Here is a 26,641-nt window from a genome sequence, read left to right on the forward strand (position 1 = left end):
CGATGACACCGCCAACGCTCTAAGCTCCTACGGAGGAACTAACGACGGAGCAGCGAGTGGGCAAGACATATGCCAGTCCAGGCGCCTTCCGAGCGGCGTTGAACCAGGCCGCTCGCAAGGCAGCGAAGGAGCACGGCCTCAACATCGCAGAGTTGATGTCGGTCTTCTACTTCAGCCGCCTGGCTGCCCGGGTCTTCACCGTCGACCCCAGCGGATGGTTGATCAAAGGCGGACAGGCCCTCTTGGTCCGCTATGAAGGCTTTGCCCGACTCAGCCGCGACCTCGATCTCCAAACCACATCCCCGGACCTCTCGGTAGACGAGGCGGTTGCCGCGATCGTCAAAGCAGCCGGCCACCAGCTCGACGACCACCTGCGCTTCGTTCCCCGCCCCGCCAAGCTCCACGGCGACCCGACCAAGGGCGCCGAGCTCCCCTTGGATGTCTACCTGGGCACGACTAAGGTCCACTCGGTAAAGGTCGACATCGTCGTCGGCCGCACCACCACCGGCACGCCCGAACCACGCGTCCTCGCCCCCCTCGTCGCATTGGAATGGCCAGTCGAATGGCCACAAGCGATGCTCTACCCCGTCGTCGACCACGTCGTTGACAAGATCTGCGCCATGTACGAAGCGCACATTTCCGGCTCCTCCAACCGGCACCGCGACCTCGCAGACCTGCTCCTGCTCGCCCAGAACGAGACCCTCGACGGCCCCACAACCCATAGCGCTCTGCGCCATGAAGCTGACCTGAGGACAGCCAAGGGCTCCACTGTCACTCTCCCCGCCACATTCACGCTGCCCGATCAAGGCTGGATCGAGGGCTACCCTCAGGCAGCAGCCCTCGTCATCGGCCTCAAGGGCTGCCAGGACATCCCCAGCGCCACCCCGCACGCGAAAGCGTTCCTCGACCCGCTGTTCGCAGAGGAACCGCCATGCGGATCCTGGGACCCGCTGACCGGCACCTGGTCCTGAACCTCGCCCGATCCAAGCCTGCACCCCGGCGGAGTACGGCGCGTTCGTCTGGCCGGGCCGAGGAGAAATTGGTGCCGTTTCTCCATCCGGCCTTGCAGGTGACGGGGCCACCCGTTGAGGGACTGCCAATGGCGGGAGGGCCCGCCAGGCGGGGAAGCCTGGCGGGCCCTTCGTCGCTCAGCCTTCGAGCCAGGCCCGGCCGGGAGCGGTGCGCGGTCCGCGCCAGTTCGGGAGGCTGTAGCGGTTGACCAAGATCCAGGCGGTGCGGGTGGCGTCTTCCACCCAGGCGTACCCGGCGGCCGGGATGCCGTGGGCGCCCTTGAGGTTCTTGGTGATCTGCTCCTCGGTGATGTAGCCGTTGCCACGGCCGAGGTACTTCAGGACGTAGACGGCCAGGTAGTCCACGTCCGTCGCGCGGGCCCGGCCGGTGAGCACCGCGCGGAGCCGGAAGGCGAGCTTCTTCCCGATGGCCAGAGGCTCGTCGCCCCAGAAGTGCGTCGCCTCCGGCCCGGGGAGCATGTCGATCAAGTCGACCAGGTGGGCGAGGTCGGCGTCGCCAGCCAGGGTGGTGTTCTCGTGCACGGGTCCCCTCTTGGGCGGGTCCGCTGGTGCCAGCGGACCCGCCATTGGTTGTGCGGTCAGCGGTTGTTGTGGAAGGCGACGAAGCCGGCAGCGACCAGGCCCCGGCCGCGGGCGGTACGGATCTCGGCGAGCCGGTCGGCGGCTGTGTACTGGTCGGGGCGTCGGTCGGGCGGCAGCCGCACGCCCAGTTGCGGACCGTACAAACACAGCACGGAGCGGTGGTGCAGGGCGGAGGAGATCCAGGCCGGGTCGAGCGGCACGGTGATGCGCGAGTACACCCCGCCGTCGGGCGAACGCAGCTCCAGGCGCTCGTCCGTAAGGCGGTGCAGTTGCCAGCCGGGGCTCTCACGCAGGTCCGCGATTCCCCGGGGCAGGCGGCGAAGGCCCGACATGATCGCCCCTTCGACCTGGATCTCGCGCGGGTCCTGGCCGGGTGCTTGGGACATCATGGCCCGGGCCGGCTCGAACAAGGCCACTGGGAACGGCTCCTCCTCGTCCGAGGTCTCGATCGTCCCGTCGGCCGCGACGCCGGTGGCGACCCTGCCGAAGCCCAGCGCCTCGTCGTCCATGAACAGCAGCAGCCCGTGGTCGTCGACGGTGTCGCTGATCTGGGCGGCGTGCGCCATCATCTCCGCCTCGTCCACCGGTCGGTCGTCGATGTGGAACCGCGACCGACGCGGCTTCTTCTCCTTGAACCTGCCCATACCCCTCTTCCCCTCCCTCATGGCGGCCGGCTGCCAGCCGCGGACCGATTCCTTTCCACCCACCAGCCACGGAATCTCGCACGCCAGTACGCAAAGGCACTTCCCGGCCACCACACGCAGATCACGCCCGGACTCTCCTGACACGCCCCCAACGCAACCGCGCCGACCGAGAAACCGCCCCGTCCGGGCCGAGCCGGACCGCTTCCAGAGCATCGGGCGACCCACGAATACCACCGGCCCCAACGGCAAACCGCGATCGGCAGTCGACTGTTGCATTCCACGCCCTGTCGCACACCGTGATCGATAGGGTGCGGAGCATGACGACCCCCGCTGACGGCGGGCAGGAGGAGTAACTGCATGGGACTGCGCACCACGTACATCGGCAAAGCGGAGATCCAAGAACTGCTCGGCACGAACTCCTTCGGGATGTGGCGGTTGCCACGCCAGCACGGTGACTTCCCCACACCCGAGACCGACATCCACTACGGCCCCTTCGACAAGAAGCCCGACGGGCCCGTATGGGACGCCCACGACGTCTACCGGTGGGCCGCACGCACCCCGGAGTTCCAGCACCGCGGCGCGGTACTGCTGCGCCCACTGCCCGGCCAGCGCCAGCCAGGCAGCTTCCTCGGCCACCAAGACACCGCGCACGGACCGGCCACCGACTGGCACACCGGCATCGGCGTCATCCGCATGCTCCACACCAGCGAGAGCCACGCTGCCGCAGCCATGGCCGCCGACCTCGCCCAAGAACACAACCGAGAGATCGTCACCGTCTGCTCCCTGTACGGCGATCTCAACCCCGTCACCGGCCCGGCTCTGGTCGCCGCCGACACCGCCCAGCCCCGCATCGAGTACGAGGCGAGCTGGGCCCGCATTGTGAAGCTCACCGGCCAGCCCCTGCCCTGGTGGCCCGACCACCTGCGCCGGTTCGAGGTCACCAGCCTCTGGCAACCCGGCACCCCGGCCGTGATCGCCGAGGTCCCTGCCACGCCCCGTGAGAAGACCCTGCGCCGGGTCGCGGCGAACACCGCCTTCAGCCAGGCCGCCCTGACTGCGCTGACCACCATGGCCGACGACCTGCGCAACGACCGCGTCCAGTCCGTCGTGCACGACATCAAGACCTACGGCGACCACATCGCGACCCCGGGGCGGCTCGTCATCGCAGCGACGCACGACACCCGCAACCACCCCATCCCCCTGGTGAAGGACGAGGCCCTCCTGCGGCAGGGATGGGAGGAGATCACCCGCAGCACCGAACCGGACGCCGTCGAAGCCCTCGACATCGTGCTCGGCCGCCAGCCCAAGCTGTTGCCCTTCGGGCGCTTCACCCAGCTTCCGGTGACCGACCACCCGGTCGTCGAGCGGTGGACCCGTCGCCTGTCCCTCTGCGACCCCACCGCCGGCCACGCCACCCTCGCCGAAGGCAAGACGGTCGACGCCTTCTTCGCCGACCCCCTGACCGACATGCCGGTCGTCCGTACCAAGGACGACGACGAGAGCCACGCCCGGTGGCTGTTCTACGCCCCCCTGGCCCTGCCAGCCGGCCGCGGCGAGCTGGCCTCCATCGTCCTGTACGGCACCGTCTGGATCACGACCACGGACGGGTTCGTCCACCCCGCCCCCTGCACCCCCGGCGAACACCTGTGGTGGGGCAACGCAGGAGGAGAACTCCCCCGCGAGCTCTCCCACGTCGTCAACATCCTCCTCGACGACCTCAGCGCCCGCATCACCCTCAACGACTACTGGAACAGCGCCCCGGACGGGCTCACCACCCTGTTCAACGACAACCACAAGCAGGGCACCGAACTCACCCGCGCCGCACTGCTCCACGCCCGCATCACCCCCAAACCGCGCCGCTGACCCGCAACCGCCGCCCGCCGGCCCCGCACACGCCGAAGGCCGCCACCTGACAGGGTGGCGGCCTCCAGTGCTTTCTCAGGGCCCCAGCACCGTACCGCGAGGGAAGGACCCCATGCTTTCCCGGTCCGGGCCTACCAGGCCACGCCGAGGGCCTCCAACTGCGCGAGCTGCTCCGGGGCGAGCTTGCTCCGGCGGGCCTTCTGGTTGTTCAACCAGGCCCTCAGCGCGACGTCCCCTTCCTTGTGCGGGCGCGGCACCCGGACGTGCCCCTCGCGCTCGACGAACGCCGCCAGCGCCGCCAGCCCGGCGGCGAACCGGTCGGTACGCGACACCTTCGGCTTCGCCGCAGCCGCCGCCCGCGCGGCAGCCAGCTCCTGGCCCTCCTCGACGCCGATCGCAGCCAGCAAGTCCTGCTGCTCACAGCATCAGCGACGGCGTCACTGCCCGCTCGTCCGGGACCGGCGTTCGGGCGCCGCCCGGTGCGAGAGTGTGTCGGACAGTGGCTTCCCGCCTGCACCTCATACGGCTTCCAGCCCGACCGCCGGAGCCTTGGACTACCAGGCCACGCAGAGTGCTTTCAGTTGCCCGAGCTGTTCCGCGCTGCGTCCTGCTTCTGTTCGCCAGTGTGGGGCCCTGCGGTCCCTGGTCTGGGTGGGCGCCGGAGGGTACGGCGCCCACCCAGGCGGTGGGAGGTGTGCTACCAGGGGATGTGGGACAGGGCCCAGGTGATGATCGCGGTGGTGGCGGTGGGCACGGCGGCGTTGATGATGGCCAGGGCGAGCCGGCTGGGGCGGCGCCCGGTCGACGGCCTGGTCTCGGATCGGTGCCCGGCCGTCGGCCCGGTCGGGGGGTGCTGTCCGGTCGGGGGCTTGGCCTCCGGCCGGCGGCTGGTGTTGCGGCGGGGGTTGTTCTTCATCACGGTTCTCCCTGCGATCTGCTCTTCTGCTGTGCCCCGGACAGGGCGGCTGGTATGACGGTGGATCAGCGCGGATCCAGATCGAAGCGGCAAGCAGTCACCGGCACGACAACCCCGCTGCTGGGCCCGACAACCAAGGGATTTCGGGCCAAGGGGGGTCTGAGTGGGAGAGATCGAGAAAGGCACCGGGGGACGTCCCGGTGCGCCGTGGGGGCCGTTCAAGGGCCGCACCAGCGAGGCCAACGACCTCGCGCAGATGCTGCGGCAGTGGCTGGATTCCTCAGAGCTGAGGGTGAAGGACTTCCACGCGAAGCTGGAGCCGGTCGACTTCGACAGCGGCAAGGTCCCCTCGCTCGACACCGTCTACAACCGCTTCGCCGCCGTCAGCCTCGACTGGGACTTCGCCAGCGCCGTCGTGCACCACTGCTCCGCGGACGGGCCCACGATGAACAAGCGGCTCAAGGAAGCCCAGCGGCTGTGGAGCAGGGTCACGGCCGCCGAGCGCGCCCTGCGCGAACGCAAGCGCGCCGAACGGCGGGCCAGGCCTCCCGTAGTCGAGGTGCCCGCGACCTTGAAGGCTCCCGACAGCCGCCCGCCGGGCCAGCTCCTCATCGAGGCGTACGACAAGATGGACGGGATGCGCCAGGCGCACTCGCTGCTTCAGACCAGCTATCACCGCCTCGAGATGATCGCCTTCCTGCTCCTGGCCAAGGGCGAGAAGGACGTCCAGCGCATCATCGAGCTGGAGGGGAAACTCGCCGCGGCCCTGGCCGCCCAGGCCCCCGACCCGGCCAAGGTCACCACCTACGAGGTGATGATCGACGAGGCCCGGGCGGAAGAAGAGGACACGGCCCGTGCCCGCTACGAGGCCGAGGACAGCCAGGACCTCGCCGGCCAGATGCTCCTGCGGGCCAACCAGGAGATCATCCGTCTCAAGGCCGAGATCGACAGGCTGAAGGCCGCCCTGGGGCTGTCCGCCCAGCGCACCGCCGAGCGCGTGGGCGACGTCCTGGACGACGGCCTGCAGAACGTCGGCGGCGCCATCGACGAGATCCAGCACATCCTCGAGGAGGAACACGACCAGCTGCACCGGCTGCGCGAGTCGCTCGGCTGGCGCCTGGCCGACGACGAGAGCCCCAGCCGCCTCGACGACCGCACGATCATCGGCGAGGTCGTCCGGCCCCGAGAACGGCCCGAGGGCACGGCAACCCCCGACAACCCGCCCACCAGCGCCTACCGGCCTCTCACCGGACCCGACAACCCGCCGCGAGAGCCCGACAACCCCCACCGGCCCGAGAACCCGGCAACCCCCGACAACCCGCCCACCAGCCAGGACACCCCCCGGGAACGGCCCGAGAACCCGACAACCCCCAACAGCCCGCCCACCGGCCAGATCGCCCTCAAGGAACAGCCCGGCGCCCCGGCAGCCGGGCAGAAGGCTGCCTCCCTCCCCGAGCGGATGCGGCACCTCGCCACCGCCGGAAACCAGCGCGCCCGCACCGCACTCACCTACCTGCCCCGGCTTATCGCCGGCGCGATCAGCATCTCCTGGGCGATCGTCATCGGCACCACCTTCACCGAGATCCGCCGCGGACCCGCCTCCCTCCTCAGCATCATCCTCAGCGCACTCGCCGGCCTCCTGCTCCTGGGCTGCTTCAAACTCTGGATCCACACCGTCGCCCAGCGCGGGATGACCCGCCGGTCCGACCCCTTCTCGGACTCCCTGTTCATCGGCACCACCCAGCAGCGCCAGCTCCTGTTCCACGTACGCCCTCCCACGCCGCTCCAAGCCCTCGGACTGCTGGCGGGCCTGCTCGTCCCCGACCACCTCGGCCTGTTCCACACCCTCGGCCACGACATCGCCCACCTGATCGGCATGGCCTGACGGCCCGCAACCCACCACGAGCCCGACACCACCGGGGGCTGGACCTGGCGGGGTGCCACCTGTAGAGGCGGACCGGTGCCGGAGCGTTCGGCCCCTGCCTGTGGTGGTGGTCTGTGCGGCGGGGGTTAGAACAGCAGGCCCAGGGCCACCAGGATGCCGATGCAGATGGTCATGGAGCCGGTGAACGTCTTGCCGCCCTGGAAGATGCACGCGGGGATGGTGTTGTGGTCGGCGCGGTGGAGCAGGCCTCCACCGATGCCGAGCACGTCTACGGCCAGGCCGCGCTTGCGGCCGGGGGTCTTCTTGGCCGCGTCCAGTCCCGTGGTCGCCTTCGGGACCCCGGTAGCCGCCCGCAGCGACTGGGTGTCGATGATCACCAGGGACGGGTCCTCTAATCGGCGGGCCCGCTCTCGCACCTGGCAGCGCAGCAGTTCCTGGATCTGCTGGTCCAGGCCGTCCTTGCGCCACAGGGTGAAGTAGTAGAACACCGCCGACCAAGCCGGTAAGTCGTGCGGAAGGTAACGCCACTGGCAGCCGGTCCGGTTCTGGTAGAACAGCGCGTTCACGACCTCGCGCAGATCACAGGAGCCCGCATCGCCGGTCGCCGACCGTGCCACCCGCCTCTGCTTCCACGACGTGATCACGGGCTCGATCAAGGTCCACTGGTCATCCGTCAGGTCACTCGGATACGCACGACGTTCCATGGCCACCATGCCACCACCCTCGATCCGGCAGCCGCCCCGGAACTGCAGCCGACCCCACGATCGAGCGATGCCGAACCATCAAAAACGGGACTTAACGCCCTCTTAGTGCGGGTGCGCCGATATCGCCAGGTTCATGCGTCGGCGATCCACCATTTCCTTGTCGTGCTGGGCTGGGGCTTTTGAGGTCAAAGTGCAGAAAGTTTTTTGAACGTACTGGTGTGACTCTCGTGAGGGCTTTCCTCAAATGTGACATGCGCCAATGAAATTTTAACTGCATGCGGAACGGGTTGTTTCATTTGAAAGGTTTTTGCTCAAATCTCCCTCAAGGTTCATAAATTTTGGAGCCGTAGGTGTTGGCTTCACGGGTCGCCTTGCGGCGGCAAGGCCTGGAGGCTGACGTCAATGGGAGTGTCATGGAGCGGTTGGGTGGATCGCATGGCGGGCGGCGGCTGGTTGCTGGCGAGGCGGACGGCCTTATCTGCAGTCTGGTACCTGAGATCCGCAGACAGGCGCGCCGCTACGCTCTGCAGTCCGATGTGGAAGACATCGTTCAGATGGTGTGCGAGAAGCTCCTGGTCAGGCGCTCCCGGTTGGAGGAGCACCCCAATCCGCTGGCGTATGCGTTACGGACAGTGGTTACTACTGCATACGACATCCGCAGTTCCCGGGAGGTCAGCGTGCCTGATCTGACAGATCTGGCTGGTGCAGCGAGGTCTGACACCGTGCTCCTTGAGTCGTGGTGGGAGACCGCTCGGCTGCTCGCCCTCCTGAGCAGCGGGCAGGCCCGCATGGTCTTCCTGGTCGACCTCCAGGGATGGACTATCGATCAAGCAGCAGCTTTTCTCGGCATCCACCGCGGCACCGTCTCCCAGCTGCGAGCCAGGGGACTCAGGCGCCTCCAGCAGAAGATTCGAGAAAAATCTTGCTCCCCTGTCATACGAGAGGGATGCGAATCGAGTTGATGAGGTAGTGAGGTCGCTACCCGGTCTTATTCGTTCTCCGGGGAGTCAGAGCCTCTTCTTCGATCCCATATAGCATCAGGGGGGAATTGTGCGCCGAGCAGTTGTACTCTTCATGGCAGCAGTGGCTGCCGCGGTCTTGTCCGCGCCAGCGGCCTCGGCCAGTCCGGCGAACACCAGCACCAAGGCGGTTAAGGAGAGCCGGCACGAGCTGGTGATCGACCGGCGTGTGCCGGTAGCGGTGCCGCCTGTCAGCGGCACCCTCGCTGAAACCTCCGCGTCGTCGCCCGGCATCGCCACGCCGCAGGACGCAACCTGGCTCCAGGCCAGGAACGGCGTGTACACGGGGCAGGTGTGTGGAACCGACCGGGTCGACGTGATCTCGGGGATGGGCCCTGTGACGCTTACCCTTACCACCATGCGGTCCATCGCTACTGCCTGGACTTCGAGCGTCTCCATCAGCGCCAGCAAGGTCAGCGCAACTGTGGGTTTCAGCGTCACCGACACGGTCACGAAGACCGAGGCGGCTGCCTACGCGGTGCCTTCTGGGAGGTACGGCTACCTGGAGTCGTATCCGCTCTATGATGTGTACACCTTCGAGGTCTACAACACCATGTTCAACTACGTCCAGGGGTACGGGCAGGTCAACCGTCCTGTGGGGTACTGCTACAACCACTACGACTCCTAGCCAGGGGAGTTACACCACATATGCGTCAACACCCCAAGCGGTGGGCGAGCGCGGCAGCCTTAGCGGCTGCCGCGCTCGCGGCTGCATGTACCGCCCAGCCCTCCTCTCATAAAAGCACCCAGCCTGCGCCCACTGGGTCATGGGCACTGCAGTCGGTGAAACCGGCTGTAGTGGACCCTGAACTCCAGTCACAGATCGATGCTCTGCCCGCAGCATCGGGATCCAGAATTCTCGGCGTTGCCGATATTGCAGGATCCCGTTTGGTCATCGCTGTCCGTGGTGATACTTGCCAAGCGCTCACTCTTTCCGTGACGGGACATGCTGGAACTGGCCCATCCGCTATTAGCGCGCCCAGGCCAAACGTCGCGGACGCCGCACCGAAAGCACATAAGGAATTCCCGGGGAACCTCCTTGCTGGACCCTACACGCAGGTCTCGGGAGTAGCTGAACCTTATTTTCAGTATGTCACTATGGGTTGCTCGGAGAATGAGATCGCAGTCCGACTTGAGGGCTTCGATCCGAACGAAGGGGTCTCATTGAAGGGTGACGGAGCCCGCAGTTGGGTCGAAGGAAAATACCTCTATGTGACCATCGGTCGCTGAATAAGTAGCCGCCGCTACCACTCCATTTTGGTCCACTAGCTGGTCGCGGGGATGGGCGATGACGAAAATCAGGACGAGGCTGTCACCCTGACGGCACGCTGGCGGAGTTGGAGCAGACCTGCGCCCTGTTGCGCGTCCCGTAGGTGGACCTGAGCAACGAGGACCTCATCGCCCGCGGCCTCGCCGACCCGCGCCTGGCCTCCTGCACCGGCCCGGCACTGCGCCAGCAGCGGCAGGCACCGGCGGGCGGCCCGGCGGCGAGCTGAACCGCGGCGAAGACCTAAGCGGTGCGCGCCGCTGCCGATCCTGCCACGGTCCCCAGCCTGGGCCCGGTGCCGAGTTTCAAAAATCCAAGATCGTCCGAGGGTCCCTGGCCGCCGGGCTACCCCGATCCCGGCGAGCCGTCCGGTCGGCCGCTACCGTGCCGCACATGGCACAGCAAGAGTGGACCGAGGTCGAGTTGCACGGCGGCCCGATGGACGGCGAGACCGCGTACGTCCGCACCGACGGTCCCGACCCCGGCACCGCGCTGATCTCCCCGCGCTGCGCCTACCCGGGCGGCCGCTCGATCTACGAGCCCGACCCGGCGGGCCGCTGGACCTGGCGGGGCGACACCCCGTAGAGCAGCGGACGCCCCCGCCGCTGACGCCTGCTCAGCCGAGTCGGTACGGCAAGGCAGCGGGGCCGCCACCGGTTGGTGGCGGCCCCGCCGCTTCGCCGTGCAGGCCTTGCTACAGGGTGTACTTGATGTCCCAGTGCACGGCGCCCTTCTTGGGGTGCTCCAGGACGTACTCGGCGTCGTGGGTCAGCCACCGCGGGTCGCTGCCGCGGTCCTTGCCGCGGAACAGGTGGCTGGTGATGAACTTGTCGAGGCAGGGGTTGGGCCGCACGTCGATCTTGTAGCCGGTGCCGTGGGAGCGGGCGCCGTCGCTGTGGCCGACCTCGGTGCCGCCGGTGACCGTCACGTCGCAGCCGCTGCGGTTCTTCAGGTCGATGGCCAGGTCGAGCGTCGGGGCGAGCATCTTCGTGAAGCTGGTGCAGCCGTACTTGTCCTTGTCCGTGCAGCCGTTGCTGGAGGACCAGTCGACGCCGGCGGCGCGCAGCCGGGAGATGGCCTGGCTGTTGGTGAGCTTCGCCGGGGTGCTCGAGGACTTCTTCGCGGGCGGGGCCAGCAGGGCGAAGAAGGTGGTGTTGGTGTCGAACCCGGTCACGACGAAGTCGTGGACGAGCCCGGTCGGCGCCAGGCCGTGGTCGCGCTGGAAGTCCTCGACGGCGTACATCGTGCGCGCCCCGTAGGAGCCGTCCACGGTGACCGGGTAGCCGTGGGCGACCAGGCGGCGCTGGATCTCCTTCACCTCCTCGCGGTCCTTCTGCGCCTTCGAGGACGGCTTGTCCGCGGCGGAGGCGGCCGGGGCCGGGCTGGCGGCGCCGAGGCCGGTGAGGACCAGCACCGCGGCGAGCAGCGCCAGGAACATCCGCACGTAGCGGTTCTTGCCCGCTGCGGCCAGGTACGAGGTCGTGTTCATGGTCATGGGTTCCTTGTCTCGGTAAGGGTGTTCGGGAGGGAGGGCGAGAAGGTCAGGGGTGGTCAGTGGCGGGGGCGGTTGAAGTAGGCGACGGCGTCGGGGCGGGTGGCGAGGTAGGCCAGCAGGGCGCCTGCGGCGAGCAGGGTCAGCGACTGCACCACCGCGGTGCCGCCGGCCTCCGCGCTGATGGCGAGGCCCAGGACGCCCAGCAGGGCCTGCCAGGCGCCGAAGACGACTACGGCGGTGCGCAGCCGTCCGCGGCCCTTGTCGAGCCGGGCGGCCAGGGTGACGGCGACGGCGGCGTGTACCGCGGCCCACACCAGGGCGAGCTGTGCGAAGCCCACGGCGGCCTGGGCGGCCTGCACCTGGTCGCTGATCGCTCCGGCGAACCACGCGTCGCGGTAGGGGGTGAATGAGTCGCGCAGGGCTTGGGCCTGCATGAGCTTGGCGGTGGCTAGCACCAGGCCGAGCACGGAGGCGAGGACCAGTACGATCCGCGTGCGGAACACCGAGGGCGCCAGCACACCGACGGGAGCGGCGAGCGGCTGGGTGGGGGCCGGCGGGACGGACGGCGCGTACGCGGGCCGCGGCGGCACCTGCTGGGCGAAGGGGGCGGCGGCGGTGGGCTGCTGGGTGGTGTGCATCGGGCTGCTCCTGACGGCGTGCGGAAGTGGGCGCACGGGGGCGCACACGAAGGGGGGAGGGGGTTGGCGGTGCGTCAGACGCACCGTCACAACCGAGCATCGCCAGGGGCAGAGGTGGAAGTGAAGGACCTTCGGAGGGTGGAGAATTCCACTCGTCTTCCACTGCGGCTTCCACCGCCGCGACCAGCGATTTCACCGTTTCAGTGGAGAAACAGGAGGGGTCACGAACACCGTGGGAACCGATGAGGACCCGGCCTTCGACGCGGCCGTGCTCGCGCTCGCCGATGACATGGACGACTGGAGGAACCGTGTCTGGGCTCGGCTCAAGGCCAAGAAATGGACGGACGCCCGGATCGCCCTCCAAGCGGACGGCGTGAAGGCGTCCCCCACGAAGGTGGACGCCTGGAAGAAGGGGCGCCGGATCCTGGCCACGGGACGGGCTCTGCCGACAGCCGCGCAGACCCGGGCGATCGCGGCACGCCTGGAGCTCACCGGGCAGGACGCGAAGGACCTGATCGATCTCGGGAACAGGATCGATCAGGCGTACACCGGCCTCAAGCAGAACCCCCGTTGGAAGCAGGGAGCAGGTCAGGCCCTCGCCCGCGCTGCCGCCCGCATCGCTGCCGCCCCGGTGCAACAGCCCGTCCCGTCCGGAGACCGCGATCCCTCCCGGACACTGCCCCCGGAGCCGGAGCCGGAGCCGGAGCCGGAGCCGGAGCCGGAGCCGGAGTCGGAGCCCGCACCCGGCCGGCCCCGTACGGCCCCCCTGGACACCGCCCCCGCGGCGCCGACCGGCCAACCCGCCGACCTAGGCGCTCCGGACCTGGACCTGCCGCCGCTGTCCGTGCCGACCGTGCCGCCTGCGGCGCCCCCCACGGCCGGACTGCTCCCCGCCGTCCCCCCGCAGCAGCCGGCCGTGGGCGGTGCGCGTCCCCGTTCCGTCCGGCGCGGGGTGCTGCAGTGGGGCGCGGCCGTGGCGGCGGTGGTCGTCGTGGCGTGCGCTTCCTGGTACGCGATGGCCTCGAAGGCCGACTCCGCCGACACCCTGCCGCCCGCTGCGACCGGCCCGGCCGATCCCTCCGAACCCGGCCAGGCCGCGTCCCTGCCCGGTCCCTCGGGCGCGACCGCGTCCTCGTCGGCCTCGCCCGAGGACTCCGCGCGCCCGTCGCCGTCGCGGCCGGCTTCCGCTTCCCTGGCGCCCGGCCCGTCGGCCTCGGCGGGGTCCTCGGCCCTGGCTCCCGGTGACACCGGCGAGCACTGCCGGGGAGCGGTGCCGGGCCACACCGACCGCCTCCACAGCTGGGCGGACGTCTGCTACAGGCGCTCAGGGGACGACGTCTACATGATCGCCTACATGCAGGCGGACCGGCCCACGGCCGTCGACCTCTACCTGTGGCTCAAGGACGACGCCGGCACCTACGCCGTCTACCCCACCGACAAGGCCGTCGTCTGGAAGGGCATCACCTTGACGTCGACCCGGGTCCGCAGGGAGACCAAGATCGCCATGCGCCTGACCCCCGGCACGACGTACAACGTCGCCTCCGACGACCAGCCCGCCGGAAGCCCGGCCCCGGACATCAAGAACCCCCTCGTCGACGGCCGCCAGCTCAGCTTCACCTACTGACCCCACGTGGCCGCGTCCTTCCCGGGGCGGCGCTGGGCCCCTCCGCCCTGAACACCCCCACCGCCCTCCAAGGCCCCGTTCACGCGTCCTCGCGCGGGGGCGGGGCCAGGAGGCGGGTCAGAGCGATGTCCACATCGAGGTGGAGGTGTTCGGTGCCGGCGGGGACCAGGGCGTAGGCGTCGGCGAGGAACGCGTGGACGCTGCCCGCGGGGAGGGCCACGGGAGTGCAGCCGTGGGCGCTGCGCAGGGTGACGACCACGGTGCCGTCCCCGCCGGGGCAGACGCTGACGTCGCCGAGGCCGGTGTCCCGGTGGCGGCCGGCATCCAGCAGGCCCCGGCAGAAGTACCACTCCGTAGGCGCGTTCGCGGTGGGAAAGGCCAGGCACACCGCGAACGGGTCCCCGCAGTCGTAGCGCAACTCCGCACCCACCTCCAGACCCGGGATGGAGCTCTCCGGGAACCGCACCCACACCGACCGCACCGCCCAACCACCCACCACAACCACCCCGTTCCACGACCGGTTCCGCGCACGCCGACCAGCCGCACGGCACCCGCACGGCCGGTGGAAGCCGACCACGCTACGCCCGCCCCGCCGCGCCCGGCCCGGGGCAGGGGCCGGGCCGGTGCGGTGGGGGGTGCTGGGTTGACGCTTGCGGTCCTTTCCCGCACGTGGAAGAGGGGGTATGCGCCTGCCGCCAGGCCTGCTGGAGCCACACGATCGGGTGCATGCCGGTCCCGGGATGACACCGGGCAGCAGTTCTCCGACCGGCCCGCAGCTACCCCACGACGGCGGTGGCCCGCCACCGGTTGGTGGCGGGCCACCGCCGCTCGCTCCCCGCGCCGCTACCAGTCCAGCGCCGGGCCCCCGTACTCGTCGCGCCAGGCGTCCCTGGCCCGCTCGTCCGCGTCCCGCCGGCCGAACAGGAACGGCTGCTCCTCGGCGGCCAGGCCGCCGACCTTGTTGGTGCACCGGCTGCCCGACTGCACCCGCTCCTGCCCCGAGCTGCCGCACTCCCCGCAGTACCACTCCGCGTTCCATGCCACCGTCACCGCGCCGCGCCCGCCTCTTCGGTCTCGCGCCGCACTGGGGCCAGCTCGGCAGCCCACTCGATCCCGGCCCGGCCGAGCGCGACGAGCTGCTGCGCCGTCAACTTCGCCCGGCGGTTGCGCTGGTTGGACAGCCACGCCCCCAGGCCCAGCAGCACCGTCTCCACCCCGTCGTCCTCGGCCCCCGAGGGCACCTCCAGCGGCTCCTTGTGGGCTCGGGGCACCCGCACGTGCCCCTCACGCTCCGCGAAGCGCCGCAGGGCCTCCAGGTGCTGCGCGAAGCGGTCCGCGCGGGCCCGCACCGGTCGGGCCGCCCGCTCCGCCTTCGCGGCGGCCTCGGCGGCCGGCTCCTGGTCCTCCTCGATGCCCAGCGCCAGCAACAGGTCCTGCTGCTCCTCGGCGAGCTGCGCCCAGGCGCCGCGCTGCGCCCGCACCCAGTGCCCGATCGCCTCACCCTCGAAGTCGGTGTCGATGGGCAGGGCGGGCCAGTCCACCACCCCGTCGCTCTCCAGCCATCACATCCTGGCGGCGGTGTAGGTGCGCTGGCAGGTGATCGGCGGGCGCGGGGTCCACCAGGAGTCGATCTCCGCCAGTGCCGCCCGCTGCTCGGGGGCGCCGCCACGGTGCGCGGGGTGGGGTCAGAGCCAGCCGTGTTGGGCGGCTTTGATGCCGGCTTCGAAGCGGCTGGCGGCGCCGAGGCGTTCCATGATGGAGGCCATGTGGCGGCCGACGGTGCGGATGGAGATGCCCAGGCGCTGGCCCGCGGCGTCGTCGGTGAGGCCGTTTCCGAGCAGGCGCAGCAGTTCGCGTTCGGTGGGGGACAGGCCGGTGGTGGGGTCGTCGGGGGTGGTGGCGCCGAGGGGGACGGCGGTGTTCCAGGCTTGTTCGTAGAGGTCGGTCAGGGCGGCGAGGATGCCGGGTTCGGTGACGTGCAGGGCGCCTTTGCGGGTGTCGTCGGGGTCGATGGGCACCAGGGCCTGGGTGCGGTCGACGATGACGACGCGTTGGGGGATGGTGGGGGCGGTGCGGACTTCGCCGCCTTGGTCGAGGAGCCAGTGCGCGTAGCGGGCGGCGTGGGGCTGGTGGCGGTTGGCGTCCTGGTAGAGGGTGCGGATGGCGATGCCGCGGGCGAGGGCTTCGGTGTCGGCGGGACGGGAGGCGTCGAGGTCGGCGGGGCGCTGGACGCCGGGCTGGCTGCTGAGGACCTCGCGGGTGGCGGTGCGGCCCATCTGCTGGAGGCGGTGTTGGATGGCGTCGATGCCGAGCAGGCGTTCGCCGTGGGCGCTGCGGTGCTCGGCGCGGTCGGCGACCATGCGGGCGACGGCGGCGCGGGAGGCGGCGACGGCGGCCTGCCGGGCGGCGAGTTCGGCCTCCTGGCGGGCGACGATGTCGGCCAGCCCGAGTGAGGGGTCGACGGCGAGCATCCGGTCGGGGTGCTCCGCGGAGGGGCGCACCAGCATGAGTGCGCCGAGTTCGTCCAGGCTGTCGTGGACCTGAGCGGCCGTCAGGCAGCAGTGGGCCGCGAGGGCGTCGATGCCCTCTGCCGGGCGGTCGAGCATCGCCTGGTAGACGCGGCAGGCCGCGGACGAGAGGCCGAGTGCCTCCAGCATGATTTCCCCCCGGAATTCTTGCCTTGTCGGTTCGGGATGCTCCGCACGCACTGCCGAGGAGATGTTCCTGGGCCTTTGTTTGGCCTGCGGGGGCGATCTCCGATGGAATTGCTCGGATGTTCTGGCGGGCGCTCCGTTGTTGTGCTTCTCTGCCGCCTGGTGCGGTGCGGTGAGGTGCGTGCTCGGTGCGGTGCGTGCTGTCCGCGCGTCCGGCCTGGCCGTGACCGGAGCGCGGCAAGCCGGTCGTGCTGCCCTGCATAGCTGGAATACCGGCGTGTGCGCGGCCGTTCGTGGGTGTCCGGCCGGGACCGGTGCGGGTTTGCCGGAGCGCCGCCGCCCCCGCGATCTATTTCCTCCGCTCTCCTCGGTTTTCCTTCGAGCGCCTGCCTGAGATTAAAGAGGAGGCGGCGGCCGCCGCAAGAAGAGCCGTGCCGAGGCGGGATGTTGTGTATGCGTAGCCAAAAGGTGTGGACGCGTTGCCGATACCGAATCCTATGAATCCGGAAGAACGTCGCATGTCGCCGACCGCTCACAGGCCGGCGAACCCGCGTGCCGACTCCGCCCGGACGGCGCCTGCCGGCGACAGGAGGCCTGCAGCCTGCGCGAGCCCGCGCGGTTGGGGCTCTCGGCGGCTTCGGTCCGCGAGGAGCCGTCCACGCCACGGGCACGCCGCCGGGCGGGTGCTGACGTCCCGCCAGACCGGTCCGAGGGGCCCCTCGCCCCGTGGCGACCGGGACCGGCCACACCGCCCGGGGCCGCAGGATCCGGCCGAGGCCGCCCCGGGCGGTGCAGCCGGTCCTCGGCGCAGTGTCCGCCTGCCGCGCGCTGCCGGTAGGTGCCCGGGTTCTGTCGCCACGGCGCGGTGCCCGCCACGCCCCCACTTCCGAGGACCGTGTCCTGGCGGTCCCGCACTTCCGCGGCCGGTGCCGTGCGGTGCCGGGCGACGGGCGCCGGGCTTCGGTGCGCGGACGCCGGCGCCGAGGGCGCCGGCTGCCCCCCACAGGGGGCGGGGCGGGGCGTGGCTTGTGTCGGTCAGGCCGGTTCACGCCGCCCGGGACCCCTTCCGGGCCGGGGCGGTGGCGGGCGAAGCTAGTGATCGCCGCCAGGGAGAACCGACCGGGCGGCTCACCGGAGAGGGCGTCGACCGCGGGACGCCCGACCGGGACTTCCCCCGTCTTCCACTGCTGTTGAGGAGATCCACCGAAATGCGCGCTCACCTGGCCAAGGCCGCCGCGGTCACCGCTCTCGCCCTCACCGCCCTGTTCGCCGCCCCCACCCTTGCCACCGCGCTCACCCCTACGGCTGCGGCCGGCACCGTGACCGTGGCCGGAGACAGCCTCGGCTGGGGCTGAGCCCGCCGGTGGACATCGTCTACGCCAGCCTGCGGCGCAAAGAACCCGAAGACGCCTTGCCCGGCGAGGCGAGAGCGGTCGTCGAGATCCTGTGGGCCCACGCCCTGCCCGATGAGGCGCTGCAGCACATCACCGCCCGCAGCGAGAGCGACCGCATCCACCTCCTGCTCTACCTCCTGACCCCCCAGCACACCGACGGCCCCTCCGGCGCCGTCGACACCGCGCACGCCCTCATCGCCCGCGGCCACCACAACTCGCCGCTGCTGAAGAGCCGCTACCACCCGCCCGTGCGCTGAGCACCGGCCACCGGTAGACGGCCCCGCGCCCTCGGCCACTCGGCCACTCCGCCGCTCCGCGTCACCCGCCCGCCGCCACCTGACACATCGTCACCGGCGTCTGGCGCGCCGCCACCGACCGCAACCTCTGCCTGCCTTGGTACGCCGACCGCTGTTCCTGCAGGACAGCCGTCCACCAGCACCGTCTGGCCCTCCCGCGTGCCCGGCACGCCGCTTCGCCACCCGAACCGTTTCGAGAGGAACCCCGTCATGTCTTCTTCCCGCAGCTCCAAGCTCGTCCGCGCCGCCCTGGCCGCCGCCGTCGCCGCCTCCGGTGCGGTCGCCACCACCGCTCTCACGGTCGCCACCGCGACCACGGCCCACGCCACGTCCGCCGTGGACGGCCAGATCAGCCGCAGCGAGGTCATCGCCCGGGCCCAGTACTGGCTCGGCAAGTCGATCCCCTACAACCAGAACGGCACCTACACCGACTCCTCCGGCCGGGCGTACCGCACCGACTGCTCCGGCTACGTCTCCATGGCCTGGCACCTGGGCTCCAGTCTGAGCACCCAGACCCTGCCGGGCGTGGCCACCGAGATCTCCCGCAGCAACCTCAAGGCCGGCGACATCCTCAACAGCTTCTACGACCACGTCATCCTGTTCGAGAAGTGGGACGACACCGCCCACACCACCTTCTCCTACTACTCCTTCGGCTCCACCCCCGTGAAGCACGTCACCGGCGTCTCCATCAACGCCGCCACCTTCGACTCCCACCCCAACGGCGACTACAAGGCCTACCGCTACAACAAGATCGTCGACGGCTCGACCGGAGGCGCGTCCGGGCCCAACCGCATCGCCCAGGCGGTGACCAACACCAACCAGGTCCACCTCTTCGTGGCCGGCGCGGACGGCAGGATCTACGAGCGGGACGGCGACTACGCTGCCCGGTCCTGGTCCTCCTGGACCCCGTGGCTGGACCTGACCAACGTCACCGCGGTGGCGGCTTCTTCGACCGGCAACACCGTGCACCTCTTCGCGGTCTCCAACGGCCAGCTGTTCGAGCGGGACGGCAACTACGACACCCACAGCTGGTCCTCCTGGGTCCCGTGGGACCGCACCGGAGTCCAGGCACTGACGATCGCCTCGACCGGCAACACCGTCCACCTGTTCACCGTCGAGAACGGCCAGATCTTCGAACGCGACGGCGACTACTCCAACGGCTCCTGGTCGGCGTGGAACCAGTGGAGCGACACCAGCAGCATCTCCGCGGTGACGGCCGCCTCGACCGGCAACACCGTCCACCTCTTCGCCTCCGGCGGCGGCGGCCAGCTGTTCGAGCGGGACGGCAACTACGACACCCACAACTGGTCCTCCTGGGTCCCGTGGGACCGCACCAACGTCAAGACCCTCTCGCTCGCCTCCCACGACTCGCAGGTCCACCTCTTCGAAGCGGAGAACGGCGCGCTCAACGAACGCGACGGCGACTACTCCAACGGCTCCTGGTCCTCCTGGACCCCGTGGTCGGACAGCGACATCGTGAGCATCTCCACCTCCATGACCGGCAACGAACTCCACCTGTTCACGATGACCTCCAACGGACAGATCACCGAGAAGGACGGCAACTACTCCGCCGGCTCCTGGTCCCCCGCCTACCCGTGGGGCACCGTCGGCCAGTGACACCACCCGGGAGAGGCCCGACGCCCACCGCGTCGGGCCTCTCCCGGCAGCCCGGCCCGCTGCCGGGACAGAGCCCTACCGCGGCTCCCGTGCCGGACGGGCCGAACGGCCCCACCACCACGGGAGCCGTCCGCGACCGCGGTGCCACCAGGGCAAGTGGGTCCCGGCCCGGGCGATGACCGCGGTGGCAGGGAGCCCGGCAGCCGGAGGGCACCTGACGGGACGGAGCGGATGCGGGCGGCAGCAGAAGCAGGAGCAGCGGCAGGTCGCGGTGGTGCCTCTCCCGGACGGTCGGGCTGTTGCCCGGTTGTTTCCCGGTAGGGGTGCTGTCGTAGGGGCTCGGCGAGGGCCGTGGGAGCCTGTCGGGTGGGTGTGCCGGGATGCCGGGATGCCGGGGTGCCGGTGCAGTGGCCGTGGACGTCCGTGCCACTGGTTGTTGGCGTGCATGCCCGGGGGCGGTCGGGGGCACGCGAGTCGCATGAATCTCAAGGTGATCACCAGCCCCAAGCGCAGGACAGCGAGTTCTCTGGAGCGCGTCGAGCGGGCCATCGCCGAGCATGCCCGTACCCGCCGTGAGCTGGATGCGGCCCTTGCTGAGGCCGTGGCCGACGGGGTGGGCGAGGAGCAACTGCGCGAGCTGGGCCAGTGCGAGCCCGGCCATGGACGTCACGCCTCCAATGAGGCGGACCTGCCGATTTCCCGGGCGATCTGACCGAGGTGCCGAGGCTGGGACAGCGGTGGGAGGGCACGTCGGTCAGCCCGGCCGGACTGCCAGACTGTGATCATGACCGCCCGCCGTTCCCTCTCCGTGCCCGCCTTCTCCGAGCCCGTCACCGACACCCCCGCGCGGACCGGTGGGCGCCGACTGCTGCCGATCGAGCAGGGCGCCGACTTTCGCGAGGCGCCCACCGAGAGCGCCCCGGCCCCCGCCCCGGTGCGGCGCCCGCTCGCCGCTGTTGGCCTGGCCTTCTTTGACCCCGAACGGCAAAGCTGACCAGTCTGGCGGGCCTGGGCGGGTGCTGTCGTGCCGGGGCCGTGGGTGCTGTGGGTGCCGGGCCCGGCCCTTCGTGCCCGGCCGGTTCGCGACAGCCGCGGCGGTACTGCTCGGCGTTCGTCGGGCATCGGGTGTCGGGTTCAGCCGCACGGCTTCAACGGGCGATCTCCTCGGCCCACTCCGTCAGTTGGGTGAAGTGCTCCGGTTGCAGCCCGTACCGAGGGTCGATCTTCAGGGTGAGTGCCGGGCCCGGGTGGTTGGCTGCGATCCACTCGGTGTCCTGGGGGCCGATCTCGTCGTCCACCCAGGCGAAGGGCTGCCGGTCGGCCCAGCAGACCAGCTGCCGGGTCTTCCAGTGCAGCCCGTCCGGGTCCTTGTGGTTCATCGACTCCCAGTTCACGTAGGGGAGTTTGGGCAGGCCGAGAAGCGGCGCCAGGTGCTCGTCCGCCTCGTGCCGCCAGGCGGTCGCCCACACCAGGTCGTACGGCAGGGCGAGTAGGGACGGCCCGTGGGCGGGGTTCAGCCAGACCCGCAGCGGCTTCGGGTCGCTCACGCCCTTGTCGAGCTGCCGCTGCCTCCACGTCTGCGAGGGCACCCGGTGGGTCCGGTAGCCCCAGGGGCGCAGGAAGCGGTCGAACGGGGCTATCGGCCCGTCGACGTCCAGCATCAGCAGCGGACGGTGTGCCATGAACATCCCCCAGTCGGTCGTCGCCGGATTCTCTCCCACTCCGGCCCGCGCGGCCACCGCCCTGCACCCGGAACGGGCGGGACCATGTCGACTCACCGCTCTGCACACCTAAGCTGCGGGCGGCAGGGCGGCAAACAAGCTCCGACGCCTCCTTCCGACCGACAGTGTGAGGGCCGCCCCCCGCAGGGTGACGGCCCTTCAACTCTTTGCTTGCGACCCGTGCTCAGCAGCCGGGACGGATCAGGACAGGACGTCCATGAGCATCCCCAACGCGACGAGCTCCAACGTCACGGTGGCGAGAAAGACCGCACCGGCGCGCTTGAGGGCGGCCTGCCGGGCCTCCTGCACGCAGAGGGGGTCGGCCGGGTTGGCCGGGGCCGGGACGGTGGCGGACGCGATGATCCCGGCCACGACGCCGATCAGGACCGCCAACGTCACAGCGATCAAGAAGAAGACGGAGCGCTGGTTCACGCGGCACCCCGCTCGGCGGCCGCGGTGAGGGCGGTGGAGTGCAGCTGCGCGGGGATCCACAGACGGCGCTCGCGGGCGGCCTGGTAGAGGAAAGTCCGGAAGCGGTTCAGCCGCATGCTGACCGCGCTGCGGTTGACGCCGAGCTTGTCCGCGATCTCGCTCACCCGGTAGCCCTCCAGGGTCATCCGGACCACGGCCTGGGTCGCCGGCGGCTGCTCGTCGACGAGCTTGCGGAAGGCGTCGGTGAGGCGCCGGGCTTCGACCCCGGAGAGGTAGTCCGACGCGGTCAGGAGCCGCTGCAGGACCTCGTCACGGTACAGCTCGGCCTCCAGCTTCGCCGTCTTCATCCGCGCCCGGGCCCAACGCACGTAGGCGGAGCGGAACTCCCAGATGCACCTGCTGATGAAGTAGGTGGTCAGGCACGCGGCGCCCCGCGGGCCCCGGTGGTCGGGATCCCAACCGCCCTCCACGAGAGCCTTCCGGCAGAAGACCGGCAGGGCCTTCACCAGGGTGTCGACGACGATCTCGTCGCGGTCCTCCTGGCTGCGGTGCAGCTGCCGGACGTCGTCCGGGTGCACCCAGAGCACGATCCCCTTGCGGGCGAAGCGCTCCTGGCACTCCTTGAACAGCTTGCCGCTGCGCAGCATGCCGCTGAGGATCGGCATCGCCTCGCGGCACAGCTCGTCCTTCAGGACCTCAAGCTCCGGGCCGCAGAACTCCTTCAGCTTCAGCCGCTCCACGCGGGCGGCGTCGGCCTGGACCCGCTCCCCCCGGGACACCGGCAGGGCGGCGTCGACGAGGTCGTCGAGGTAGACCTCGATCATGTCAGACATACAAAACTCCTGGTCTCGCTCACCGGGCCTCGCGCGGTTCCTTGTTAACCAGCCTCGGAGAGACAGCTTGTTGTACTTGCTCCCTTCTGTGGGTCGGTAGTTGTCGATCGGTCACTCCTACTTCGAAAGTCCTGAGAAAAAATTTTTGAGGTGGTATCACCCCAAAAAATTTGCCGAGCGGCGTACGGCCAGCGGGTGCCGCTGCCCGAACCACGGCCTGAACCTGGCGCGCTCAACGCCACGTATCGCCGCCCTGCCTTCGGCCCAGTCCCGTACAGCCCGCTGACGGCCGCTCAGCACCCCACGGGCGAGCCCTGGACCCCGCACGGCAAAGCGGCGGGGCCGCCACCAGCCGGTGACGGCCCCGCCGCTGCACTCCCCGCACCGCTACCAGTCCAGCGCCGGGCCCCCGTACTCGTCGCGGTAGGCATCCCGCGCCCGCTCGTCCGCGTCCCGCCGGCCGAACAAGCGCGGCCGCTCCTCGGCGACCAGGCCGCCGTCCTTGTCCGCGCACCGGCCGCCCGACTGCACTCGCCGCTGCCACTCCGGCCACGGAGGAGGCAGCCGGTGCCCGCCCCCGCAGTCCACCCCGCCGCAGTGCGACCCCGACCCGAACCCGCCGTCGCTCACGCCTGCACCCCCGTGTCCTCGGTCTCCCGCCGAACCGGGGCCACCTCGGCCGCCCACTCGACCCCGGCCCGGCCGAGCGCGACGAGCTGCTCGAAGGTGAGCTTCGCCCGGCGCGAGCGCTGGTTGGACAGCCACGCCCCCAGGCCCAGCAGCACGACCTCCACGGCACCATCCTCAGCCCCGGCCTCCTCCGCCCCCTCTGCGGCCATGGCGGGCACCTCCAGCGGCTCCTTGTGCTGCCTGGGCACCCGCACATGCCCCTCCCGCTCCGCGAACCGCTGCAGGGCCTGAAGGTGCTGGGCGAAGCGGTCCGCGCGGGCCCGCACCGGCCGGGTCGCCTTCGCCGCCTTCGCCGCCACCTCCGCCGCCAGCTCGGGGTCCTCCTCGATGCCCAGCGCGAGCAGCAGCTCCCGCTGCTCCTCGGCCAGGCTGGCCCAGGCGCCGCGCTGCGCCCGCACCCAGCGCCCGATCGCCTCGCCCTCGAAGCTGGTGTCCACCGGCAGGCCGGGCCAGTCCACCACTCCGTCGCAGGCCAGCCACCACGCCCTGGCGGCGGCGTACGAGCGCTGCCAGGTGATCGGCCACGAGGGCGCCCACCACGGATCGATCGCCTCCAACGCCCGCCTGCGCGCCTCCGGCAGCGCCCCCGACTCGCCCGCGGGCACCTCGGCCTGCGCCCGCAGCTCGACCAGCCAGGTGCCGATCGCGTACCCGCCGATGGAGGCCCGCGCCGGTGCGGCCAGCGACCCGTGGTGCTCCGCGGCCCACTGCCGCGCCCACGCCAGCCCGGCCTCGAACCGCGCGTCCGAGACGGACCAGATCATGCCCAGAGAATCCAGCAGCACGACACGGTAGGCAGGCATGTCGCCCGAAGCACGCTCGTGACGCCGGTCCGACAGCCACTTCCCGAGCGGGAAATTCCCGTTTGCGCCCACCATCGCGTTGTACGGAACGTCAAGCGAGCCGTGCGCCTCAACCCACTTCCGGCAGTGCTCCATCCCCTCCTTCCAATACACGCTCTCACTGCGGAAAACCTGCGTCGCAACGAACAGCGCCAACGCGGTCTGACTCACCTTGGACTGGAACCGCACCGGCAGCACGAACGCCCCCGACCACTCCTCGCCGCCCTCACCCTCACCAGGCGCACCAGCCAGTTCCGCCCGCGCCCCGGTGGTCCGCCGCCCGCTGCGCTGCGGCACCGCCAACGCCTCCACAAGCCGGGCATCATGCGATCGGATCGCGGTCAAAACCTTGACCAGGGGACCATAGGAATCCGACTCCATAATGTCCCCGGGCGGCTCCCCGGCACGCAGGAAAACCGGCACGACAATCCGCGCAACTTTCCCCTCACCGGGCTTCATCCGAAGGGCACGCCCTATGGCCTGGACGATATCGACCATACTTCCCCGGCCCTGGAGCAGAATGGAATCCGCCCCCGGCATGTCCACGCCCTCCCCCAGAACGCGACAATTCGCGAGCACGCGGTAGGCCAGGCCGTCGTCCTCCTCGGTGCGCCCGAAGTCCCCGAGAATGTAGCGGCGGTAATCCGCCGGGTGCTCGCCGGAAAGCCACTGCGACCACACCTCCTCGGGGAATTCGTCCGGGTCCTCGCCGCTCAACCGCTCCGCGGTCTGGTTCAGCGTCTCGGCGAAGTAGCGGGCCTCCAGGGTCCGCGGGTGGAAGGTGATGGTGCGCTGCAGCCCGTGCTCGGCGGCGACCTTGAGCAGCCCAGCCTGCATCGCCGCGACCCGCTTCACCGGCACCTGGTCCTCGGACCCGTCCTCGGCCTCCCCCGCCCCCGCGCCCCACGGCACCGGCTGCGCGGCCGCCGCCTCGGTGTCCGTCTCCGGATCCCGCAGCTCCAACACCACCACCTCGAACGGTGCCAGCAGACCCCGATCGATCGCCTCCGCAAGACCCAGCGTGTACACCTGCGGCCCGTAAACCGCCTGGTCATCCATGGAAACGGCCAGCTCCTCCGGGAGCGGCTGCCACACCCCGCGACGGCCCCGGCCGACCTCCTGGCCGCCGTCCTGCTCGATCACCTGGCCGTCGTCCTGGCCGACCTCTTGGCCCTCCTCCTCATCCCGCCGACGGCGCTTCGGCGGCTGCCACACCCGCGGGGTCGCCGTCATGTACAACCTCCTGGCCGCCGGGATCGCCTCCTGGTCGTGCACCACCGTCCACGCCTTCTCCGCCGACCCCGAAGAACGGTGCGCCTCGTCACAGACCATCAGGTCCAGCGGCACCAGCTCCCGCCCCGCCCGCTCCCGCCAGGCCGCGTAGGCGTCCTCCACAGACCCCGCCGCCGCGTACGTCGAGTACAAGGTCAGCGGCCTGCCCGAGGCCGTCGCCCGGTCGATCCACGAGCCGATAACCAGCGGATGCGTCGTCCCCGGCATCCCCTCCGGCAGCTCATCCTGAACCAGCGAGCACACCGCCAGCGCCTCACCCGCCCGGCCGGCCTCCACCCACGAGGCGTGCATCTGCGTCAGCAGATCCAGCGTCGGCACCACCACCATCACCACACCCCGCGGCGCCAACCGCTGCGCCGCCACCGCCCCCACGAAGGACTTGCCCGTGCCGGTGGCGAGCTGCACCGTCGCCCGCAGACCCGCCGGGACCGCCCGGTTCGGACGGGGCGTCAGCGCCCGCACGATTGCCTCCACCGCCTCCTCCTGGTGCGGCCTCAACCGGGTGCCCCTGGCCCGTCCCTGACGCCCCGCCACCACCGCGGAAGTCCCCACGTCCTGATCCCCGTCCCTTCTCGAAACGGCATCCACGCTCACGCGGGGAAACCTCGCAGTCAGTTTTGATGCACGCGGCCGGGTCAAAATCGAAGCGAATATCGGCCGACAATAAGGCCCATTCAAAGCGACCGAACAGCACAATAGCAGAGCCTCAGACGGGCCAGCAGAGAAACGCAAAAAAACAGAAGGGAACAACCCTGCAGGCGAGATCTTCTGACATCTACAAGTGAAGCACGTGCGAGGCTGCCTGATCGTCCGACGGGCGGCATGATCTACCGGAGGCGGGGCAGACGAACGAGGGGTGCCCGCCGACACCAGTCGACCCCGGCCGGTCCGACATGCAGTCGGCGGGCACCCCTCGCCCCAGTCAGCCCGGCCGCAGGCCGCCCCTCCGTCAGCCAGAAAGCCATGCCAGCGAATTGAACAAACCTCAGCCGACCGGGCCGCCGAAGCGAAGCGGAGGCGCGCCCCGGCCCAGAGCGAAGCGGCGGGCCGCACCGCGGCGAAGCCGCGGTGCCGGACACGCGGAGCGGGTCCAGGCCGCCCGAAGGGCGGCCCCCTCGCGCGAAGCGCGAGGCGAACCGAAGGGCCGAAGGCCCGTAGGGACCCGCTCCGCGGGAAGGCGGGGGCCAAGCGGGCTTAGGGA

At 70.4% G+C, this 26,641-nt stretch carries 29 protein-coding genes and 1 pseudogene; 13 read left to right on the forward strand and 17 right to left on the reverse strand.

The genetic code is table 11. From position 1 onward, the window contains the following. Nucleotides 1–56 precede the first annotated feature (56 nt). On the forward strand, nucleotides 57–971 hold the full coding sequence (locus QSK52_RS33840; protein ID WP_285740072.1) for a nucleotidyl transferase AbiEii/AbiGii toxin family protein: 915 nt from the start codon (nucleotides 57–59) through the stop codon (nucleotides 969–971). Nucleotides 972–1,148: 177 nt separating this feature from the next. On the opposite strand, the gene QSK52_RS33845 is transcribed toward QSK52_RS33840, so the two are convergent. Both QSK52_RS33845 and QSK52_RS33850 read right to left on the reverse strand, forming a co-directional pair. Then, nucleotides 1,149–1,553: a hypothetical protein gene (locus QSK52_RS33845; protein ID WP_285740073.1), complete on the reverse strand. Its 405-nt coding sequence runs from the start codon at nucleotides 1,551–1,553 to the stop codon at nucleotides 1,149–1,151. A 56-nt stretch (nucleotides 1,554–1,609) separates the two neighbouring features. Then, entirely contained in the window at nucleotides 1,610–2,257 is a 648-nt protein-coding gene (locus tag QSK52_RS33850) for a hypothetical protein (RefSeq protein ID WP_285740074.1), read from the reverse strand. Nucleotides 2,258–2,614: 357 nt separating this feature from the next. On the opposite strand from QSK52_RS33850, the gene QSK52_RS33855 reads away from it, so the two are divergent. Continuing rightward, entirely contained in the window at nucleotides 2,615–4,120 is a 1,506-nt protein-coding gene (locus tag QSK52_RS33855; RefSeq protein WP_285740075.1) for a hypothetical protein, read from the forward strand. Nucleotides 4,121–4,251: 131 nt separating this feature from the next. Here the strand turns inward: QSK52_RS33855 and QSK52_RS33860 are convergent, their stop codons facing one another. Both QSK52_RS33860 and QSK52_RS33865 read right to left on the reverse strand, forming a co-directional pair. Continuing rightward, the gene (locus QSK52_RS33860; protein WP_285740076.1) at nucleotides 4,252–4,527 is read right to left on the reverse strand and encodes a helicase associated domain-containing protein; all 276 of its coding nucleotides are present in this window, start codon (nucleotides 4,525–4,527) and stop codon (nucleotides 4,252–4,254) included. Nucleotides 4,528–4,817: 290 nt separating this feature from the next. Continuing rightward, nucleotides 4,818–5,036 (reverse strand): hypothetical protein, encoded by a 219-nt coding sequence (locus QSK52_RS33865; RefSeq protein ID WP_285740077.1) that lies wholly within the window; start codon nucleotides 5,034–5,036, stop codon nucleotides 4,818–4,820. A 163-nt stretch (nucleotides 5,037–5,199) separates the two neighbouring features. Between QSK52_RS33865 and QSK52_RS33870 the strand changes: the two genes are divergently transcribed. Next, the gene (locus tag QSK52_RS33870) at nucleotides 5,200–6,921 is read left to right on the forward strand and encodes a hypothetical protein (protein WP_285740078.1); all 1,722 of its coding nucleotides are present in this window, start codon (nucleotides 5,200–5,202) and stop codon (nucleotides 6,919–6,921) included. Nucleotides 6,922–7,175: 254 nt separating this feature from the next. On the opposite strand, the pseudogene QSK52_RS33875 reads toward QSK52_RS33870, so the two are convergent. Continuing rightward, a pseudogene (locus QSK52_RS33875) lies at nucleotides 7,176–7,625 on the reverse strand (transposase); the annotation flags it as partial. A 413-nt stretch (nucleotides 7,626–8,038) separates the two neighbouring features. On the opposite strand from QSK52_RS33875, the gene QSK52_RS33880 reads away from it, so the two are divergent. Further along, entirely contained in the window at nucleotides 8,039–8,587 is a 549-nt protein-coding gene (locus tag QSK52_RS33880; protein WP_285740079.1) for an RNA polymerase sigma factor, read from the forward strand. Nucleotides 8,588–8,662: 75 nt separating this feature from the next. Here the strand turns inward: QSK52_RS33880 and QSK52_RS33885 are convergent, their stop codons facing one another. Then, nucleotides 8,663–9,097: a hypothetical protein gene (locus QSK52_RS33885; RefSeq protein ID WP_285740080.1), complete on the reverse strand. Its 435-nt coding sequence runs from the start codon at nucleotides 9,095–9,097 to the stop codon at nucleotides 8,663–8,665. Between the two features lie 25 nt (nucleotides 9,098–9,122). Here QSK52_RS33885 and QSK52_RS33890 point away from each other — a divergent pair, with 25 nt between their 5' ends. From QSK52_RS33890 to QSK52_RS33900, 3 genes are all read left to right on the forward strand, one after another. Then, a complete protein-coding gene (locus QSK52_RS33890; protein WP_285740081.1) occupies nucleotides 9,123–9,272 on the forward strand; it encodes a hypothetical protein in 150 nt (49 codons plus the stop codon). A gap of 745 nt (nucleotides 9,273–10,017) precedes the next feature. Beyond that, nucleotides 10,018–10,140, forward strand: a complete 123-nt coding sequence (locus QSK52_RS33895; RefSeq protein ID WP_285740082.1) for a hypothetical protein — start codon at nucleotides 10,018–10,020, stop codon at nucleotides 10,138–10,140. 164 nt (nucleotides 10,141–10,304) lie between these two features. Beyond that, the gene (locus tag QSK52_RS33900; protein ID WP_285740083.1) at nucleotides 10,305–10,496 is read left to right on the forward strand and encodes a hypothetical protein; all 192 of its coding nucleotides are present in this window, start codon (nucleotides 10,305–10,307) and stop codon (nucleotides 10,494–10,496) included. 109 nt (nucleotides 10,497–10,605) lie between these two features. Here QSK52_RS33900 and QSK52_RS33905 read toward each other — a convergent pair whose 3' ends face one another. Both QSK52_RS33905 and QSK52_RS33910 read right to left on the reverse strand, forming a co-directional pair. Further along, on the reverse strand, nucleotides 10,606–11,400 hold the full coding sequence (locus QSK52_RS33905; RefSeq protein WP_285740084.1) for a peptidoglycan-binding domain-containing protein: 795 nt from the start codon (nucleotides 11,398–11,400) through the stop codon (nucleotides 10,606–10,608). Nucleotides 11,401–11,462: 62 nt separating this feature from the next. Further along, nucleotides 11,463–12,044, reverse strand: coding sequence for a hypothetical protein (locus QSK52_RS33910; RefSeq protein WP_285740085.1), 582 nt, complete (start codon nucleotides 12,042–12,044; stop codon nucleotides 11,463–11,465). 232 nt (nucleotides 12,045–12,276) lie between these two features. Between QSK52_RS33910 and QSK52_RS33915 the strand changes: the two genes are divergently transcribed. After that, nucleotides 12,277–13,668, forward strand: a complete 1,392-nt coding sequence (locus tag QSK52_RS33915; protein ID WP_285740086.1) for a hypothetical protein — start codon at nucleotides 12,277–12,279, stop codon at nucleotides 13,666–13,668. 79 nt (nucleotides 13,669–13,747) lie between these two features. Here the strand turns inward: QSK52_RS33915 and QSK52_RS33920 are convergent, their stop codons facing one another. The 4 genes from QSK52_RS33920 to QSK52_RS33935 form a co-directional block, all read right to left on the reverse strand. Beyond that, nucleotides 13,748–14,140, reverse strand: a complete 393-nt coding sequence (locus tag QSK52_RS33920) for an SsgA family sporulation/cell division regulator (protein WP_285740087.1) — start codon at nucleotides 14,138–14,140, stop codon at nucleotides 13,748–13,750. A 371-nt stretch (nucleotides 14,141–14,511) separates the two neighbouring features. Continuing rightward, complete coding sequence (locus QSK52_RS33925; RefSeq protein WP_285740088.1) at nucleotides 14,512–14,718, reverse strand: hypothetical protein; 207 nt, start codon at nucleotides 14,716–14,718, stop codon at nucleotides 14,512–14,514. After that, nucleotides 14,715–15,212, reverse strand: coding sequence for a helicase associated domain-containing protein (locus tag QSK52_RS33930; RefSeq protein ID WP_285740089.1), 498 nt, complete (start codon nucleotides 15,210–15,212; stop codon nucleotides 14,715–14,717). Before QSK52_RS33930 ends, QSK52_RS33925 begins: the two co-directional genes overlap by 4 nt. Nucleotides 15,213–15,353: 141 nt before the next feature. After that, entirely contained in the window at nucleotides 15,354–16,325 is a 972-nt protein-coding gene (locus tag QSK52_RS33935; RefSeq protein ID WP_285740090.1) for a helix-turn-helix transcriptional regulator, read from the reverse strand. Between the two features lie 1,205 nt (nucleotides 16,326–17,530). Here QSK52_RS33935 and QSK52_RS33940 point away from each other — a divergent pair. The 5 genes from QSK52_RS33940 to QSK52_RS33960 all read left to right on the forward strand — a co-directional run bounded on the left by QSK52_RS33940 (nucleotide 17,531) and on the right by QSK52_RS33960 (nucleotide 20,623). Next, nucleotides 17,531–17,677, forward strand: coding sequence for a hypothetical protein (locus QSK52_RS33940; RefSeq protein ID WP_285740091.1), 147 nt, complete (start codon nucleotides 17,531–17,533; stop codon nucleotides 17,675–17,677). Nucleotides 17,678–17,685: 8 nt separating this feature from the next. Further along, nucleotides 17,686–17,973: a hypothetical protein gene (locus tag QSK52_RS33945; RefSeq protein ID WP_285740092.1), complete on the forward strand. Its 288-nt coding sequence runs from the start codon at nucleotides 17,686–17,688 to the stop codon at nucleotides 17,971–17,973. Between the two features lie 249 nt (nucleotides 17,974–18,222). Further along, nucleotides 18,223–19,629, forward strand: coding sequence for a hypothetical protein (locus tag QSK52_RS33950; protein WP_285740093.1), 1,407 nt, complete (start codon nucleotides 18,223–18,225; stop codon nucleotides 19,627–19,629). Between the two features lie 478 nt (nucleotides 19,630–20,107). Further along, entirely contained in the window at nucleotides 20,108–20,341 is a 234-nt protein-coding gene (locus QSK52_RS33955) for a hypothetical protein (RefSeq protein WP_285740094.1), read from the forward strand. Nucleotides 20,342–20,413: 72 nt separating this feature from the next. Then, a complete protein-coding gene (locus QSK52_RS33960; protein WP_285740095.1) occupies nucleotides 20,414–20,623 on the forward strand; it encodes a hypothetical protein in 210 nt (69 codons plus the stop codon). A gap of 154 nt (nucleotides 20,624–20,777) precedes the next feature. Here QSK52_RS33960 and QSK52_RS33965 read toward each other — a convergent pair whose 3' ends face one another. The 5 genes from QSK52_RS33965 to QSK52_RS33985 form a co-directional block, all read right to left on the reverse strand. Further along, nucleotides 20,778–21,311: a hypothetical protein gene (locus tag QSK52_RS33965; protein WP_285740096.1), complete on the reverse strand. Its 534-nt coding sequence runs from the start codon at nucleotides 21,309–21,311 to the stop codon at nucleotides 20,778–20,780. 240 nt (nucleotides 21,312–21,551) lie between these two features. Beyond that, nucleotides 21,552–21,782, reverse strand: a complete 231-nt coding sequence (locus QSK52_RS33970) for a hypothetical protein (RefSeq protein ID WP_285740097.1) — start codon at nucleotides 21,780–21,782, stop codon at nucleotides 21,552–21,554. Further along, on the reverse strand, nucleotides 21,779–22,615 hold the full coding sequence (locus tag QSK52_RS33975) for an RNA polymerase sigma factor (protein WP_285740098.1): 837 nt from the start codon (nucleotides 22,613–22,615) through the stop codon (nucleotides 21,779–21,781). The genes QSK52_RS33970 and QSK52_RS33975 overlap by 4 nt, the downstream gene beginning before the upstream one ends. Before the next feature lie 387 nt (nucleotides 22,616–23,002). Continuing rightward, nucleotides 23,003–23,245: a hypothetical protein gene (locus tag QSK52_RS33980; RefSeq protein ID WP_285740099.1), complete on the reverse strand. Its 243-nt coding sequence runs from the start codon at nucleotides 23,243–23,245 to the stop codon at nucleotides 23,003–23,005. Further along, on the reverse strand, nucleotides 23,242–25,914 hold the full coding sequence (locus QSK52_RS33985) for a Helicase associated domain protein (RefSeq protein WP_435053433.1): 2,673 nt from the start codon (nucleotides 25,912–25,914) through the stop codon (nucleotides 23,242–23,244). Before QSK52_RS33985 ends, QSK52_RS33980 begins: the two co-directional genes overlap by 4 nt. Nucleotides 25,915–26,641 lie beyond the last annotated feature (727 nt).

The organism is Kitasatospora phosalacinea, from assembly GCF_030268885.1.
In the GTDB taxonomy this organism is placed as follows: domain Bacteria; phylum Actinomycetota; class Actinomycetes; order Streptomycetales; family Streptomycetaceae; genus Kitasatospora; species Kitasatospora phosalacinea_C.

Coding starts and splice junctions, on each gene's coding strand:
- QSK52_RS33940 (WP_285740091.1), top strand. CDS start 17,531: ATGCGCGCTCACCTGGCCAAGGCCGCCGCGGTCACCGCTCTCGCCCTC.
- QSK52_RS33910 (WP_285740085.1), bottom strand. CDS start 12,044: ATGCACACCACCCAGCAGCCCACCGCCGCCGCCCCCTTCGCCCAGCAG.
- QSK52_RS33850 (WP_285740074.1), bottom strand. CDS start 2,257: ATGGGCAGGTTCAAGGAGAAGAAGCCGCGTCGGTCGCGGTTCCACATC.
- QSK52_RS33975 (WP_285740098.1), bottom strand. CDS start 22,615: ATGTCTGACATGATCGAGGTCTACCTCGACGACCTCGTCGACGCCGCC.
- QSK52_RS33880 (WP_285740079.1), top strand. CDS start 8,039: ATGGAGCGGTTGGGTGGATCGCATGGCGGGCGGCGGCTGGTTGCTGGC.
- QSK52_RS33855 (WP_285740075.1), top strand. CDS start 2,615: ATGGGACTGCGCACCACGTACATCGGCAAAGCGGAGATCCAAGAACTG.
- QSK52_RS33965 (WP_285740096.1), bottom strand. CDS start 21,311: ATGGCACACCGTCCGCTGCTGATGCTGGACGTCGACGGGCCGATAGCC.
- QSK52_RS33960 (WP_285740095.1), top strand. CDS start 20,414: ATGACCGCCCGCCGTTCCCTCTCCGTGCCCGCCTTCTCCGAGCCCGTC.
- QSK52_RS33935 (WP_285740090.1), bottom strand. CDS start 16,325: ATGCTGGAGGCACTCGGCCTCTCGTCCGCGGCCTGCCGCGTCTACCAG.
- QSK52_RS33900 (WP_285740083.1), top strand. CDS start 10,305: ATGGCACAGCAAGAGTGGACCGAGGTCGAGTTGCACGGCGGCCCGATG.
- QSK52_RS33950 (WP_285740093.1), top strand. CDS start 18,223: ATGTCTTCTTCCCGCAGCTCCAAGCTCGTCCGCGCCGCCCTGGCCGCC.
- QSK52_RS33955 (WP_285740094.1), top strand. CDS start 20,108: ATGAATCTCAAGGTGATCACCAGCCCCAAGCGCAGGACAGCGAGTTCT.
- QSK52_RS33905 (WP_285740084.1), bottom strand. CDS start 11,400: ATGAACACGACCTCGTACCTGGCCGCAGCGGGCAAGAACCGCTACGTG.
- QSK52_RS33865 (WP_285740077.1), bottom strand. CDS start 5,036: ATGAAGAACAACCCCCGCCGCAACACCAGCCGCCGGCCGGAGGCCAAG.